This is a genomic window from Actinomadura darangshiensis, from assembly GCF_004349235.1.
In the GTDB taxonomy this organism is placed as follows: domain Bacteria; phylum Actinomycetota; class Actinomycetes; order Streptosporangiales; family Streptosporangiaceae; genus Spirillospora; species Spirillospora darangshiensis.
Genome location: NZ_SMKY01000019.1, coordinates 45,117 through 59,919 on the forward strand (window position 1 = coordinate 45,117; position 14,803 = coordinate 59,919).

Sequence of the window (14,803 nt, forward strand, 5' to 3'; positions counted from 1 at the left end):
ACACCGATGACGAACCCCTTCGAGGACCCCGACGGCACCTACGTCGTCCTCGTCAACGACGAGGGCCAGCACTCGCTGTGGCCGACCTTCGCCGACGTCCCCGCCGGGTGGACGGTCGCCAAGGAGGAGGACACCCGGCAGGCGTGCCTCGAGTACATCGAGGCGAACTGGACCGACATGCGGCCGAAGAGCCTCATCGAGGCCATGGGTGACTGACGTCGCGATCTCCGCGGTCACCGAGTGGACGATGGAGATGCCGGACGCCGCCGACCTGCGCCCCGCCCCGCTGCCGGGCGTCGAGATGACGTTCACCCTCGCCCGGCTGCCGTCCGCCGACCTGAACCGGGCCCTGTACGCGGCCGTCGGCGCCCGCGTCTGCTGGACGGACCGCTTCCCGTGGACGCACGAGCGCTGGCGGGCCTGGGTGGAGCGCCTCGAGCTGTCCACGTGGATCGCGATGGCCGAGGGGACGGTCGCCGGCTTCTTCGAGATCGAGGCGCAGCCCGGCGGCGACACCGAGATCCACCTGGTCGGGCTCACCCCCGCGTTCGTCGGCCGCGGCTACGGCGGCTACCTCGTCGAGCAGTGCACCCGCCGCGCCTGGCAGCGCGGCGAGCTGTGGGCGCCGGCCGCGGGCCCCGCGTCCCGGGTCTGGCTGCGCACCAGCAGCCTCGACCACCCGAACGCGATCGCGAACTACCGGCGGCGGGGCTTCAAGGTGGCGGCGGAGAGCACCGCGCCGAAGCTCGTCCCAGACCCGAGGATCGCGCCCTGGCCGCTGCCGCGGGACCCGCGCCACAAAGCGGACCATCCGCAGCCACTGCGAGATCGGTGATGCCCAGGTCGATCCCGACTGCATCACCGGTGGCGGGCAGAGGGGCAGGATCGGCGACGTCCACGGTGAGCGAGACGTACCACGTGCCGTCACGTTCGCGGGAAACCGTCACCGTTGTCGGGTCGACCGATGCCACGTCGATATCGGCCCAGGACCACACGAATGTCAGCGGCCCGGTCATCTTGGCCAAGAACAGTTCACTGCCGCGCATCCGGAACGCCGAACGGGAATAGGTGGCGGCTTGTCTGCCTTCGCGGGACTTGAAACGGGGATAGCGAGCGCGCTTGGCGAAGAAGTTCGCGAAGGCGGTGGACTGGTGCCGTATCGTCTGCTGCAGCGGTACCGACGAGACCTCGTTGAGAACGCCAGTTGCTCGGTCCTCTTCAGATGCGTCAGGTACCGGTCCGATTGGGCGTAGGACATGCGGGTTCCCTGGGTGCGGTAGTGGTGGGTGCGCCAGTCCAGCACCTGGTTCCAAACCTTGCGTACACACCCGAACGTGCGGTTCAGCACCGCCGCCTGCTCGGGAGCCGGATACGCCCGGCACTTGTACGCCGTCCTCATGGATGGTTACTTTGCGACAGGGCGAATCGTGTTAAGAATTCTGGCCGGATGTCGGCGGACTTCGCTCCAGGTCAGGCACGGCCATGCCGGGCCGCTGCTGACAGGGTCCGAGTTGCTCCCCCGGCATAAGAGGCCGGGGTGTCCTTTGGAGGTTTCGTGACTTGGTTCCGCTGCCCCGAGAAGCGGCCCTGGGCGTCGATGCGGCTGTTCTGCCTGCCGCACGCGGGCGGGTCGGCGGTGTCCTACCGGCCGTGGGCCAAGGCGGCCGGCCCGGCCGTTGAGGTGCAGGCCGTCCAGTACCCGGGCCGCGCCGACCGGATGGCGGACGCCCTCGTCACCGACGCGCACCAGCTCGCGCGCCTCGTCGCCGGGGCGATGGCGCCGCTGCTGGACCGGCCCGCCGCGCTGTTCGGGCACAGCATGGGCGCCGTCCTCGCCTACGAGGTGGCGCGGCTGCTGCAGGAACGGGGCAGCGCCCCGGTGCACGTGTTCGCCTCCGGCGCCCGCCCGCCGCACGACCGCGGCGGCGACCGCGTCGCCGACGGGGACGACGACCGCATCGTCGCCGAGATGATCAAGCTCGGCGGCACCGACGCCGAGGTGCTGCGGGATCCGGAGCTGCGCGAGCTCGTGCTGCCCTACGTCCGCAACGACTTCGCGCTGATCGAGCGCTACGAGCACCGGCCCGGGACCAGGCTGACCGTCCCGCTGACCGCGATCGTCGGGGACGACGACCCGCACGTGACCCCCGAGCAGGCCCGCGGCTGGGCCGGGGTCACCGACGGGCGGTTCGCCCTCAGGGTGCTTCCGGGCGGCCACTTCTACCTGACCGAGCAGCAGCCCGCGGTGATCGCCGAGGTCCTCCGCACGCTCGAAGTACCCGCGGCCGGGTAATCCGGGCAGGCCGTCCCCATGGAGTCCGTACGGGGACGGCCTGCCGCTCATGGGAGCCTCCTGATCAGTAGACGCTCAGCCCGTAGCGGGAGAGCGGCTCGGTGACGGGCTGGAAGAACGTCGTCCCGCCCGAGGAGCAGTTGCCGCTGCCGCCCGAGGTCATGCCGAGCGCGGTGGAGCCGGAGAACAGGGAGCCGCCGCTGTCGCCCGGCTCCGCGCAGACCGTGGTCCGGATCAGGCCGCTGACGCTGCCCTCCTGGTAGTTCACGGTCTGGTTGAGCGCGGTGACCTGGCCGTTGTGCAGGCCGGTGGTGCTGCCGCTGCGGTACACGGTCTGCCCGACCGAGGCGTTCCCGGCGGAGGTGATGTCGCGGGTACCGCTGTACAGGCTGACGGTGCCCTGGGTGTCGGCGGGGGTGGAGCTGTACTGGACGACGCCGTAGTCGTTGCCGGGGAAGCTGCTGGCGACGGTGCGGCCCAGCGTCCGGCCGGAGCCGTCGGTCCAGGTCGTGCCGATGTTGGTGCAGTGGCCGGCGGTGACGAAGTAGTACGTGCTGCCGCTCCGGACGTTGAAGCCCAGCGAGCAGCGCGCGCCACCGGTGTAGATGGCCTCGCCGCCGCGGGTGAACGTGCGGAACGCTCCGGCGACGCGTTCGGTGCGGACGGCCGCGCCCTGCTTGCTCGCGGCGGCCTTCACCTTCTTGAGCTGGGCGCCCTTGACCGTGCTGTCCATGGTGAGGACGACCTGGTTGCCGGCCGGGTCGACGGCCCAGGCGGTGCCCGGGACGGTCGCCTCGCGCTTGAGCGCCGACATGACCTGCTTCAGGTCGGCGCCGCTGCGCGCGACGGTCTGCGGCACGGCCCCGGCGGCGCGGACCGCCTGCGCGGCCTGTGCGTCGGTGACCGTGACGACGAGCTTGCCGCCCTTCAGGTAGGAGCCCGCGCTGCGGGTGCCGAGCTGCTGGGCGAGCGAGGTCGCCGCCGTGCCGGGCGCGGCCGGGGCGGCGGGCGCCGCCGGGGCCGCGGACGCGGCGGGAGCCGCGGCGAGGGTGGCGGCGACCAGGCCGGCCGCCGCGGTGGTGACGGCGGCGGCGCCGGCGCGCCTGTGAGCGATCTTCACTTGTGCCTCCACGGGGGATGGGGCGCACCGGGATGGTGCGCCGGAGGTTGCCGACATGGTGTAAGACCGGTCAAGGCAGACGTAAGACACAAGACATGACCAATTCGGGAGCAAACCCTTGGCAGCTGCGGGGTGACTCCATGGTCAGTCCCGCAATGCCCGCCGCGGCGCCGCGGAAGAGAACGCGGTTCGGCCCCGGTCCTGCACCGGGGGCTGGTGGAGGACCGGGGCCGAGGATGAGGCTTCCCGCCGCCTGGGAGCTCCGGCGGGCCGCCAGGGCCGCTAGTAGATCTCGACCCCGAACGCCGACAGCGGCTCGGTCACGGGCTGGAAGAACGTCGTCCCGCCCGAGGAGCAGTCACCGCTGCCGCCGGACGTCAGCCCGAGCGCGCTGGACCCGGCGAACAGCGGGCCACCGCTGTCACCCGGCTCGGCGCACACCGTCGTCTGGATCAGGCCGCTGACGCTGCCCTCCTGGTAGTTCACCGTCTGGTCGAGCGCGGTGACCTCCCCGTCGTGGACGCCGGTGGTGCTGCCGCTGCGGGTCACGGTCTGCCCGACCGTGGCGTTCGCGGCACCGGTGATGTCCTGGAACTGGCCGTTGTTCGTGACGCCGCCCTCGGTGTCCTCCGGGGTGGAGGCGTACTTGACGAGGCCGTAGTCGTTGCCGGGGAACTCGCTGCCGGCGTTGCTGCCGAGCGTGCCTCCCGACTCGTCGGTCCAGGTGGAGCCCGCCTCGGTGCAGTGCCCCGCGGTCAGGAAGAAGTACTCGCTCCCCTTCTTGACGTTGAAGCCCAGCGAGCAGCGGGCGCTGCCGGTGTAGATCGGGTCGCCGCCCGCGGTGAACATGCGGAACTCGCCCGCGACGCGCTTGGTGCGGACGGCCGCGCCCTGCTTGGTCGCGGCGGCCTGCACCTTCTTGAGCTGGGCGCCCTTGACCGTGCTGTCCATGGTGAGGACCACCTGGTTGGCGGCCGGGTCCACGGCCCAGGCGGTGCCCGGGACGGTCGCCTCGCGCTGGAGCGCCGACATGACCCGGGTCAGGTCGGAGCCGCTGCGCGCGACGGTCTTCGGCACGGCCCCGGCGGCGCGGACCGCCTGCGCGGCCTTCGCGTCGGTGACCGTGACCACCAGGTTCTTCGTGGCCTGGTCCACGTACGCGCCGGCGCTGCGGCCACCGAGCCGCTGCGTCAGCTTCGCGGCCACCCCGCCCGTGTCGGACTGGGTGGTGACGCGCCCGCTGGGCGCGTCGAGGGACGCATTCGCGGCGGGTGCGGCGACGAGGGTGGTCGCCAGCAGCCCGGACGCCGCCATGGTGACGGCGGCGGCGCCGCTCATGCGGATGGAACGGTTCTTCACTGTGCCTCCAGGGGGGATTGGGCACACCCGTGTTGGTGCACCGGAGGTCACGGGCAATGCTGGAAGAACCCTGAACGTCGGCGTAAGACGAGAAAGTGACTAATCGACCATGAACGGATTGTCACAATGGGTGTGGGTTCTGTGGTCGATGTCGGGCATGATGGCTCGGTTGGCCGGGTTGTGACTGGACGGTAGGTCCAATGGGTCTCCCCGGACCCGGCGTCCCGACGTACAGTCGGAGGCGACGGGGGGCCGGACATACGACGCGGACCCCCCGCATCCGGTTCCCGCTCGGGAGTGCCCCATGGGTGTCGAGATCCGGGTGGAAGGGCTCAGGAAGTCGTTCGGGCGGCAGGTCATCTGGGAGGACGTGTCCTTCACCATCCCGGCGGGCGAGATCTCCGCCCTGCTCGGGCCGTCCGGAACCGGGAAGTCGGTGTTCCTCAAGAACCTCGTCGGGCTGCTGCGGCCCGACCGCGGCCACGTCTACGTCGGCGGCGGCGACGTCCCGCGGCTGCGCGAGAGCGAGCTGTACGAGCTGCGCCGCCAGTTCGGGGTCCTGTTCCAGGACGGAGCCCTCTTCGGCTCCATGAACATCTACGACAACATCGCGTTCCCGCTCCGCGAGCACACCAAGAAGGGCGAGACCGAGATCCGGCGCATCGTGCTGGAGAAGATGGACATGGTCGGCCTCAGCGGCTCGGAGGGCAAACTGCCCGGCGAGATCTCCGGCGGGATGAAGAAGCGCGCCGGGCTCGCCCGCGCCCTCGTCCTGGACCCGCAGATCATCCTGGCGGACGAGCCGGACTCCGGCCTCGACCCCGTCCGCACCGCCTACCTCAACCAGCTGTTCGTCGACCTCAACACCGAGCTCGGCGCCACCTTCCTGATCGTCACCCACGACATCGGCACCGCCCGCGTCCTGCCGGACAACCTCGGCCTGCTGTTCCGCCGCGGCCTGGTGATGTTCGGGCCGCGGGAGATGGTGCTGTCCAGCACGCACCCGGCGGTCGGCCAGTTCTTCAACGCGCGCCGCCAGGGGCCCATCGGCATGGCCGAGGAGAAGGACCTCGCCGAGGTCGCGGCCGAGCCGCAGGGGCCGCCGCCGATGCCGGCGCCGATCCAGCCGCAGCTGATGCCGAGCGACGGCCGGCTGCGTCCCGGGATGCGCCGCCCCGGGCAGTGGCTGGCCGAGCACCGGGTGACCCCGCCGCCCGGCTCGTTCATCGACGACGCGGGCCACAACTGGCTCACCGAATGGGACGCCCTCGTCGCCGCGCGCCGGGGTCCCCGGTAGTGACGCCCGCCCGGCCGGACGCGACAATGGCCCCGTGACGCTCCTGCTGACCCGCTCCGACCTCGAATCGCTGCTCGACCCGGCCGGGTGCCTGGACGCGCTGCGCCGCGGCTTCACGGCCGGGGACGGCGGGGCCGCGGCGCGCCGGGTCATCGCGAAGCTGCCGGGCCAGGGCACCGCGACGGCGCTGCTGCCGGGCGTGGTCGAGGAGATCCCCGCCTACACGGTGAAGGTGAACGCCAAGTTCCCCGGCAGCCGCCCGGCGCTGCGCGGCGTCGTCTGCCTGCACGACCTCGGCAGCGGCGAGCTGCTCGCCCAGCTGGACTCGGCGACCGTGACCGCCTGGCGCACCGGCCTCGCCGCCGCGCTCGGCACGCACGCGCTGGCCCGCCCGGACGCCGGCACCGTGGCGGTGATCGGCGCGGGTGCGCAGGCGGAGCTGGTCCTGCGGGGGCTGAGCGAGCTGCGGGAGGTGCGCGGGCTCACCGTCTGCGACCTCGACGCGGGCCGGGCCCGCGACTTCGCCGAACGGCACGGCGCCCGGCTCGGCCTGACCGCGGCCGTCGTCGCGGACCCGCGCGCCGCCGTCCAGGACGCCGGGATCGTCGTCATGGCGACCTGGGCGCGCCGCCCCCTCCTGCACGCCGCCGACGTGCCGCACGGGACGCACCTCACCTCCCTCGGCGCGGACGAGCCCGGCAAGGCCGAGCTCGGCGCCGACCTGCTGGAGGGCGCCCGCGTCGTCGTGGACGACGTCCCGCTCGCCGTCGAGGTGGGCGTGCTGGCCGACGCCGGCCTGGACGTCAAGCACGCCGCCGGGACGCTCCGCGACCTGCTGCGCGGCCAGGTGCCCGGGCGGGTGAAGGGCGGCGAGATCACGGTCTACGCGCCGGTCGGGCTGCCCTGGCAGGACCTCGCGCTCAGCTGGACGGCCTACAAGGCGGCCCGCGCCGCCGGCACCGGCACGCACTTCGACTTCCTCGCCTGAACCGGGCGCCGCCGGTTATTGAAACACGTTCTACCTTCTGCGTAGGCTGTCCGCGCGAGCGACCCCCTACGGACCCGGAGGTGACGCCGGTGATCATGGACCGGTTCCGAATCGACGACAGGGTCGCGGTGGTGACCGGCGCCGGCCGCGGCATCGGCGCGGCGGCCGCGGTCGCGCTCGCCCAGGCGGGCGCCGACGTGGTGATCTCCGCCCGGACCGAGGAGCAGCTCGCCAAGGTCGCCGCCGAGGTCGAGGCGGCCGGCCGGCGGGCCCTGGCCGTCGCGGCCGACCTCAGCGACCCCGCCGCCGCGGCCGCCCTCGCCGAGCGCGCCGCGCAGGAGTTCGGCCGCCTCGACATCGTGGTCAACAACATGGGCGGCGCGATGCCGGCCCCGTTCATGGACACCTCGCCCCGGAAGCTTGAGAACGCGTTCCAGTTCAATGTGAGCACCGCGCACGCGCTGACCCGGGCGGCCGTGCCGCACCTCCTCGAAGCCGGCGGCAGCGTCGTCAACATCTCGTCCGTCATGGGGCGCATCGCGGGCCGCGGCTACCTCGCCTACGGCAGCGCGAAGGCCGCACTCGCCCACTACACCCGGCTCGCCGCGTTCGACCTGGCCCCGCGCGTCCGGGTCAACGCGATCGCCGTCGGCTCCATCGCGACGTCCGCGCTCGACATCGTCATGACCAGCGACGACCTGCGCACCGAGATGGAGAGCAAGACCCCGCTGGGCCGCGTCGGCGACCCCGAGGACATCGCCGCCGCCGTCCTCTACCTCGCCTCGCCCGCCGCCGCCTACGTCACCGGCGCCATCCTGCGCGTCGACGGCGGCATCGAGACCCCGAACCTCGACCTGCGCCTGGAGGACCTGTGACGTACCGCGTCGTCCAATGGAGCACCGGCAACGTCGGCCGGCACGCGATCGCCGGCATCGACGCGCGCCCCGACCTGGCCCTCGCCGGCGTCTGGACCTCCACCCCCGCCAAGATCGGCAAGGACGCCGGCGAACTCGCGGGCCTCGGCCGCGACCTCGGCGTCCCCGCCACCGGCGACGCCGACGCCCTCCTCGCCCTGCGGCCCGACTGCGTCGTCTACACCTCGATGGCCGACGTCCGGCTGATGGAGGCGATCGACGACCTCTGCCGCATCCTGCGCGCCGGCGTCAACGTCGTCTCCAGCAGCCCGGTGTTCCTGCAGTTCCCGGACGGCGTCGTCCCGCCCGAGATGTCGCGGCCGATCCGCGAGGCCGCCGCCGCGGGCGGCGCGTCGATCTTCGTCAACGGCATCGACCCGGGCTTCGCCAACGACGTGCTCCCGCTCGCCGTCACCGGCATCAGCGAGCGCATCGAGCAGGTCCGCTGCATGGAGATCCTGAACTACGCCACCTACGACCAGGGCACGGTCCTGTTCGACATCATGGGCTTCGGCCGCCCCGTGGACGACACGCCGATGCTGCTGCAGCCCGGCGTCCTCACGATGGCGTGGGGGAGCGTGGTCCGGCAGATCGCCGCCGGCCTGGACGTGGAACTGGACGAGCTCGCCGAATGGCACACCCGCGTCCCCGCGCCCGACACCTTCGACGTCTCCGCCGGAACCATCGAGAAGGGCACCACCGCCGCGCTCCGCTTCGAGGTCCGCGGCATGCGCGGCGGCGAGGCCGTCGTCGTCCTGGAGCACGTCACCCGCCTGCGCGACGACCTCGCCCCCGACTGGCCGCAGCCCGCCGGCGCCGGCTGCTACCGCGTCGAGGTCCGCGGCGAACCGAACTACACGGTGGACCTGCGGCTCCTCGGCACGGACGGCGACCACAACACCGCCGGGCTGAAGGCCACCGCGATGCGCCTGGTCAACGCCGTCCCCGCGGTGGTGGAGGCGGCCCCCGGCCTGGTCACGGCCCTCGACCTGCCCCTGATCCCGGGCCGCGGCCTGCTCTAGAGCCCGAACGTGTCGAGGAGCGGCAGGAGCCGCTCCTCCTCATGATCGAGGTGCGCCTCCAGCGCGGCGGTGAGCCGCTCGACCTCCACGAGCAGGGACGCGGAGTCGCCCGCGTCGAGGACGTGCCGCAGCTCGTCCAGCAGCTCCTTCACGACCTTGTGCTCGTCCTTCAGCCGGGCCAGCGTCGGCGCGAGCGCGGGATGAGCCTGCTCCAGGGGCGGGAACATCATCGTGTCCTCGCCCAGGTGGTGGTTGTCGAGCCCCTGGCACAGCGACAGGCAGTTGACGCGCAGTTGCGCGCCCACACCGGCCCCCGACGCCGCGACCTCCTTCCGGATCAGCGCCAGTTCCTTGCGGAACATGTCATGCACCGCGACGAGCATGGCCCCCGGCGTCTGCGGCCCGCCCGGCGGCCCTTCGGCTACCGGAACCAGCGCGACGACGGGCAGCGTCCGCCCCGACCTGACCTCGTACTCGCCCCACCCCGGGTCGGCCTCGACGGCCCGCGCGAAGGCGCCGTCGCGCTCTTCCCCGGTGAGGACGACGGCGTCCGCCTCGTACTTGAAGGCGCCGCTCTCCACCGTCACGCGCGGATCGGCGACGAGGTTGCGGAACCACGCCGGGTCCTTGGGGGAGCCTCCGGCCGACGCGATGACGAGAACGCGCACGACCCCGTCCGGCAGATATCCGAGCGGCGTTGTGTGCCGGGCCCCGGTCCGCGCGCCGGTGGTGGTCAGCAGAAGCAGCCGCCCGCCCTCGAACGGCCCGCCGACCCGCCCGCCGTTCGCGCGGAACTCCTCGATGACCTGACTGTTGAAATCCATCTGTCTCCTGAACTGTTTTCGGGCATGGCGAATAGGCCACAGGAATGCCCAGACACCTGTGGCCAGGAATCACTGATGAAGGGCATGCCGAGAACACGGGCACGCCCGATGACGTCGCGCGACGCGCGAAAGAAGAAGAGAAGGAAGCTGAGTGGAAAAGGCGGGCCGCGCGCCCGCCCCGGCCTCACTCGGAGGCCGGGAACCTCACTCGCTCGTGGCCCAAGGCCGACCCGGCAGTCACAACCCGCACATTACCGCCGACATAAATGCGATGCAAGGTCAGAGGCCCTGGCGGTGGGCGTACGCGGCGGCCTGGGTGCGGCTGGTGACGTTCAGTTTGGCGAGGATGTTGGAGACGTGGACGCTCGCGGTCTTGGGGGAGATGAAGAGGGCCGCCGCAATGTCGCGGTTGTTGCGGCCTTCGGCGACGAGTTTCAAGACCTCGCGCTCGCGGGCGGTCAGTGCGGCGAACGGGCCGGACCGGGCGGACGCGGCGCGTCCGGTGTCCAGGCGGGCGCGGGTGCCGAGGTCGCGGAGCACGGAGAGCAGGGGTTTCGCGTCCAGGCGTTCCGCGGTCTCGACGGCCTTGCGCCATTCCGCGGCGGCGGCCTCGCGGTCGCCGTTCTCCGCGAGGGCCTCCGCCAGCCGCCAGCGGGAGCGCGCCACCTCGTAGACGAAGCCGCCGTCCGGGTCGCCGTAGGTGAACAGGTCGGCGGTCTTCCGCCATAGGTCGACGTCGTGGACGCCGTCCACACGGCGGCGTTCGGCCTCGGCGCGGGCCACCCAGGCGAGACCCTCAAGGCCGAGCCAGGTGCGGGGCTGATCGAAGGTGAACTCGACGGACCGGCGCACGTGCCGCATCAGGTCGTCGGCGGCCTCGGCGGACTGCCGCACGGCTTCGTCGTCGCCCGCGATGCGCGCCCAGGCCGCCAGTTCGGCGTGGGCGGACAGCCCGGTCGCGGCGATGCGGATGAAGGACGCGCCCTCGCCGTAGACGCTGTCCGCGATGTCGGCGACGTGCTCCAGCGCGGTCCGCGGTTCGTCCCGCCACAGGGCGTGCTCGGCGGCGAGGCCCCGCGCGATGTAGTTGGCCAGGAGGTCCTCGCGCCACAGCGGGGCGATCCAGCGCAGGCGCTCGTCCACGACGGGACGTCCCTGCGCGACCTCGACGAACAGCGCGTAGGACGAGATCTGCGCCTCGTGCGGCCGGACGACCTGGAGGGGGAAGCCGTCCGCGATCCGGCCGGCCTCGGCCCAGTTCCCGGCCGTGTAGTGGACGAGATACCGCAGGGTCCGGATGGCGATCCCGTACATGCTCCATTCGACGCCGTTGTCCAGGCCGAACCGGACGCCCTCGTCGGCCGCCGCCGCGGCGCCGACGAGGTCGCCGCGGTCGAACTTCGTCCGGGCGTACTGGAACCGGGCGCGCAGCGCCGCCTGCGGGCTGTCGCCGGCGGCGTCGGCCAGGTCGCGGGCCCGCGCGAACAGCTCGGCGACGCCGCTGTCGGCCTCGCGCGACTCCCGGTACATGCCGAGCGTGACCAGCAGGGCGGCCTCGGCGCCGGGCGTCCCGGCGGCGCGCGCGGACTCGGCGGCCTTCTCGGCCAGGGCGGGCATCTCGCCGTCGGGGTCCAGGTAGAGGAGGGTCCGGGCGTAGGTGGCGAGGGCCCAGGCGAGGTCGGCGGTCGGCGGGTCGGCGGGCAGCATCGTCACCGCCTCGCGTGCCATGACCCGCGCCTCCTCCAGCTCGTCGAGGTCGAGCATGTGCGTCGCGAGGTGTTCGCGGATCACCGAGCCGAGGGGCACGTCCGCCGGGTCGGCGACGTCCAGCAGCCGGCGCAGCCGGTGCGCGGCGCGCCGGATCTCGCCCGCCCGCGCCGACGCCCGCGCCGCGGTCAGCGACAGCCGGACCCGGTCCGTCCCGGCGGCGGCCTCCGGGTCGGGGACGGCCTCCCACAGCTCCAGCGCCCGCTCGTAGTGCTCGAACGCCTCCGCGGGCGCCCCCAGCCGGATGGCGTCCCCGCCCGCCCGGACGGACGCGGCGAACGCGGCGGGCAGGTCGTGCGCGGCGAGGCTGTGGTGCGCCAGCTCGGCCGCCGACTCGCGCGCCCCGTCGAGGAGGCGGGCGAAGTCGGCGTGCAGCCGGGTCCGCTCGCCCGGCAGCAGGTCGGCGTAGACGGCCTCGCGCAGCAGCGCGTGCCGGAACATGTACCCGGTCCCGGACGGGACGAGCAGCTGGTGCGACACGACCTCGCGCAGCGCCTCGCCGACGGCCGCCTCGTCCAGCCCCGACACGCGGCGGACCAGCTCGTCGTCCACCCGCCGCCCGGCGACCGCCGCGACCCGCACCACGCGCTGCCCGTCGTCGGAGAGCCGCTCGACCCGCGACAGCAGCAGGTCGGCGAGCCCGGACGGCAGCTCCGCCGTCCCGCCGTCCAGACCCGTGGAGTACAGCTCGGCCGCGTAGAACGGGTTGCCCTCCGACCGCCGGTGCACCCGGTCGACGGCCTCCGCGGTGACCGGCGCGGACCCGCGCGACAGCTCCGCCAGGTACTCGGCGGTCTCGATCGGGCGGAAGGGGCGCACCTCGACGCCCGTCACGTTCGGCAGCCGCAGCAGCTCCGCCACCACCGGCCGCAGCGGATGCCGCCGGTGCAGATCGTCTGACCGGTAGGTCCCGACGAGGCAGACCCGCTCGCGCTGCAGCACCCGGCTGAGGAACGTCAGCAGGTGCCGCGTCGAGCGGTCGGCCCAGTGCAGGTCCTCCAGGACGAGCAGGACGGGCCGCTCGTCGCCCAGCTCGCCGAGCAGCCCGAGCACCGCCCCGAACAGCTGCTGCTGCCCGAGCTCGGACCCCGCGCCGGGGCCGCCCTCACCGTCGGGCAGCAGCCCCCGCAGGACCGGACGGGCGCCCAGCGCGGCACGCACATCGTCGCCCTCCGGCGCGCCCGCGGCCGCCCACAGCGCGTCCGTGAGCGGCAGGTACGGCATGCTCTCGCCCAGCTCGGCGCACTGCCCGACCAGCACGGCGCAGCCCCGGTCGCGCGCGGCACGGGTGAGCGCGGACACCAGGTGCGTCTTACCGACCCCCGCGTCCCCGCTCACCAGGACGACACCCGCACTGCCCGCGGCGGCCCGATCCAGCGCACCGGACAGCGCGGCGAGCTCCTCCGCCCGGCCGATCAGCACAAAAAGCCCTTCCAACTCATCTCAACGAGTATCCCACCGGCGCGAACGTGAACGGGCCCCGGATCCGGAGAGGGATCCAGGGCCCGCGTGAAGTCGGCCGAGCGGAGCTCGTCGGTTGATTGGTGGTGGGCGGGGGCTGGAGGACGGTGGTCAGCTGGCCAGGGCCGGGGTCTTGTCGGCTTCGGGCTCCGCCACGTCTGCCGGCTCGGGCTCGGGCTCGGGCGGCAGGAGCTTCTCGTACGCGCGCAGCGTCTCGGCGGCGATCCGCTCCAGCGAGTAGCGGGAGCGGGCGCGGTCCGCGGCGGCGATCGCGTAGCCGTGCAGCGTGGTCTCCTCGGCGAGCAGGTGCCGGACGGCGCGCCCGATCACGACCGGCCGCCCCTGCGGGACGTGCAGCCCGGTGATGTGGTCGAGGACCTCGTCGGCGTTCCCGCCGGCCGGGATCGCCACGACCGGGACGCCGCAGGCCATGGCCTCCAGCGGCACCGACGGGCACGGCTGGTGCGGGGTCAGGCAGAGGACGAGGCTCGCCGTCCGCAGCAGCTTCGGCAGGTTCTTGCGCGGCAGCCGGCCCAGGAAGATCACCCGGTCGGCGACGTGCAGCTCCTTGGCGAGCATCCGCAGCCGGTGCACGTCCCCGTCGTTCTCCAGGTCCTCGCGGTCGGGACCGCCGGCGACGGCCAGCTCGGCGTCCGGGACGTGCACGAGGGCGCGCAGCGCGGTGCCCACGTCGCCGGTGCGCAGGTCGTCGCAGACGACCACGAGGCGGGGGCGCCCGCCGTGCGGCATCGCCGGGCCGACCTGCGCGAACTGGTCGCCGTCCACGCCGTAGGGGACGACCGAGACCGACGGCCGCGCGACGCCCATCCGGACGACCGCGCCGGCCTCCTCGGCGTGCCCGGCGAGCACCATGTCGGCGTCCCGCCCGATGGCCTTCTCCAGGCGGTCGCGGTGCGGGTGCACCTTCCGGCCGGCCTGCCGCTCGGCGGCGGCGAGGCCGTGGTAGCTCTGCGCGAACGGGATGCCCAGCTCACGGGCCACGGCGCAGGCGGCGAGGCCGCCGATCCAGCCGTGCGCGTGCACGATGTCGGGGCGCCCCGAACCGGTCCAGCGGCGGCGCAGCCCCTCGGCGAAATCGCGGAGGTGCTGGAGCAGCTCGTCGTCGGAAAGGGGACGGGCCGGGCCCGCGTCAAGGTGCACGAGGGCCGCGCCCGGCGCCAGCCGGACCCGGCTGCGCGCGGACCTGTCCTGGCGGCGCGCGTAAACCGTGACCTGGTTCGGCTCTCCGTCCGAGGTGAGCGGACGGGTGAGCGAGCGAGCAAGATCCCGGACGTGAATGGACTGCAGGTGTTCGCCGTCGAGGTCGGAGGCGGACACGAGAGCGATGTTAAGCGGGCGATGCATGACGGATCCTCCGGGGCTGCACAGGGGAAGCTCGGAGGTATCTGCGTCGTAGACACCTGCTCGGCCATCTTCATATCCGCACGGCGTCTCCGTCAAACCTCGCGAAACGGAATCCCTACCCTCCCGAAACCCGGTCTATCACCGCCCACCTGCGGGGATACTGGATAAAGTGGACAACGAACCGATCTGGTACGTGGCGTACGGCTCGAACCTCTACCGGGAGAGATTCGGCTGCTACCTGTCCGGCGGCCGCCCGCGCGGCGGCGCCCGCCACTACACCGGCTGCCGCGACCCCCGGCCCGCCCGCGCCGAGCAGCCGGTCACCGTGCCCGGCGGCATCTACTTCGCGTACACGTCCCTGACCTGGGGCGGCGGGATGGCCTTCTACGACCC

The 14,803-nt window shown here is 73.1% G+C and carries 13 protein-coding genes and 1 pseudogene; 8 read left to right on the forward strand and 6 right to left on the reverse strand.

What is annotated here, in order from left to right; all coding sequences use genetic code 11:
• Positions 1–6 precede the first annotated feature (6 nt).
• Positions 7–216 carry an MbtH family protein gene (locus E1293_RS06845; protein WP_132194984.1) on the forward strand — a complete coding sequence of 70 codons (210 nt, stop codon included), beginning with the start codon at positions 7–9 and terminating at the stop codon, positions 214–216.
• Entirely contained in the window at positions 209–835 is a 627-nt protein-coding gene (locus tag E1293_RS06850) for a GNAT family N-acetyltransferase (RefSeq protein ID WP_243716067.1), read from the forward strand. Before E1293_RS06845 ends, E1293_RS06850 begins: the two co-directional genes overlap by 8 nt.
• A 177-nt stretch (positions 836–1,012) precedes the next feature.
• Here E1293_RS06850 and E1293_RS06855 read toward each other — a convergent pair whose 3' ends face one another.
• Positions 1,013–1,399 (reverse strand): helix-turn-helix domain-containing protein, encoded by a 387-nt coding sequence (locus E1293_RS06855; RefSeq protein WP_132194986.1) that lies wholly within the window; start codon positions 1,397–1,399, stop codon positions 1,013–1,015.
• 156 nt (positions 1,400–1,555) lie between these two features.
• Between E1293_RS06855 and E1293_RS06860 the strand changes: the two genes are divergently transcribed.
• Positions 1,556–2,293, forward strand: a complete 738-nt coding sequence (locus E1293_RS06860; RefSeq protein WP_207938709.1) for a thioesterase II family protein — start codon at positions 1,556–1,558, stop codon at positions 2,291–2,293.
• A 64-nt stretch (positions 2,294–2,357) separates the two neighbouring features.
• Here the strand turns inward: E1293_RS06860 and E1293_RS06865 are convergent, their stop codons facing one another.
• Both E1293_RS06865 and E1293_RS06870 read right to left on the reverse strand, forming a co-directional pair.
• Positions 2,358–3,413, reverse strand: coding sequence for a S1 family peptidase (locus E1293_RS06865; protein ID WP_243716068.1), 1,056 nt, complete (start codon positions 3,411–3,413; stop codon positions 2,358–2,360).
• A 282-nt stretch (positions 3,414–3,695) separates the two neighbouring features.
• Positions 3,696–4,772 carry a S1 family peptidase gene (locus E1293_RS06870; RefSeq protein ID WP_207938710.1) on the reverse strand — a complete coding sequence of 359 codons (1,077 nt, stop codon included), beginning with the start codon at positions 4,770–4,772 and terminating at the stop codon, positions 3,696–3,698.
• Between the two features lie 304 nt (positions 4,773–5,076).
• Here E1293_RS06870 and E1293_RS06875 point away from each other — a divergent pair, with 304 nt between their 5' ends.
• From E1293_RS06875 to E1293_RS06890, 4 genes are all read left to right on the forward strand, one after another.
• Entirely contained in the window at positions 5,077–6,069 is a 993-nt protein-coding gene (locus E1293_RS06875) for an ABC transporter ATP-binding protein (RefSeq protein ID WP_132194990.1), read from the forward strand.
• Positions 6,070–6,103: 34 nt separating this feature from the next.
• Positions 6,104–7,057, forward strand: a complete 954-nt coding sequence (locus E1293_RS06880) for an ornithine cyclodeaminase family protein (RefSeq protein WP_132194992.1) — start codon at positions 6,104–6,106, stop codon at positions 7,055–7,057.
• Between the two features lie 95 nt (positions 7,058–7,152).
• The gene (locus E1293_RS06885) at positions 7,153–7,932 is read left to right on the forward strand and encodes an SDR family oxidoreductase (protein ID WP_243716069.1); all 780 of its coding nucleotides are present in this window, start codon (positions 7,153–7,155) and stop codon (positions 7,930–7,932) included.
• Complete coding sequence (locus tag E1293_RS06890) at positions 7,929–8,993, forward strand: NAD(P)H-dependent amine dehydrogenase family protein (protein WP_132194994.1); 1,065 nt, start codon at positions 7,929–7,931, stop codon at positions 8,991–8,993. The genes E1293_RS06885 and E1293_RS06890 overlap by 4 nt, the downstream gene beginning before the upstream one ends.
• Here E1293_RS06890 and E1293_RS06895 read toward each other — a convergent pair.
• From E1293_RS06895 to E1293_RS06905, 3 genes are all read right to left on the reverse strand, one after another.
• Entirely contained in the window at positions 8,990–9,817 is an 828-nt protein-coding gene (locus tag E1293_RS06895; RefSeq protein WP_132194996.1) for a nitroreductase/quinone reductase family protein, read from the reverse strand. The genes E1293_RS06890 and E1293_RS06895 overlap by 4 nt on opposite strands.
• Before the next feature lie 279 nt (positions 9,818–10,096).
• Positions 10,097–13,021 carry a helix-turn-helix transcriptional regulator gene (locus E1293_RS50125; RefSeq protein WP_279472982.1) on the reverse strand — a complete coding sequence of 975 codons (2,925 nt, stop codon included), beginning with the start codon at positions 13,019–13,021 and terminating at the stop codon, positions 10,097–10,099.
• A 135-nt stretch (positions 13,022–13,156) separates the two neighbouring features.
• Positions 13,157–14,383: a glycosyltransferase gene (locus tag E1293_RS06905; RefSeq protein ID WP_243716070.1), complete on the reverse strand. Its 1,227-nt coding sequence runs from the start codon at positions 14,381–14,383 to the stop codon at positions 13,157–13,159.
• A gap of 196 nt (positions 14,384–14,579) precedes the next feature.
• Here E1293_RS06905 and E1293_RS06910 point away from each other — a divergent pair.
• Positions 14,580–14,803 (forward strand): annotated as a pseudogene (locus E1293_RS06910) (histone deacetylase); the annotation flags it as partial.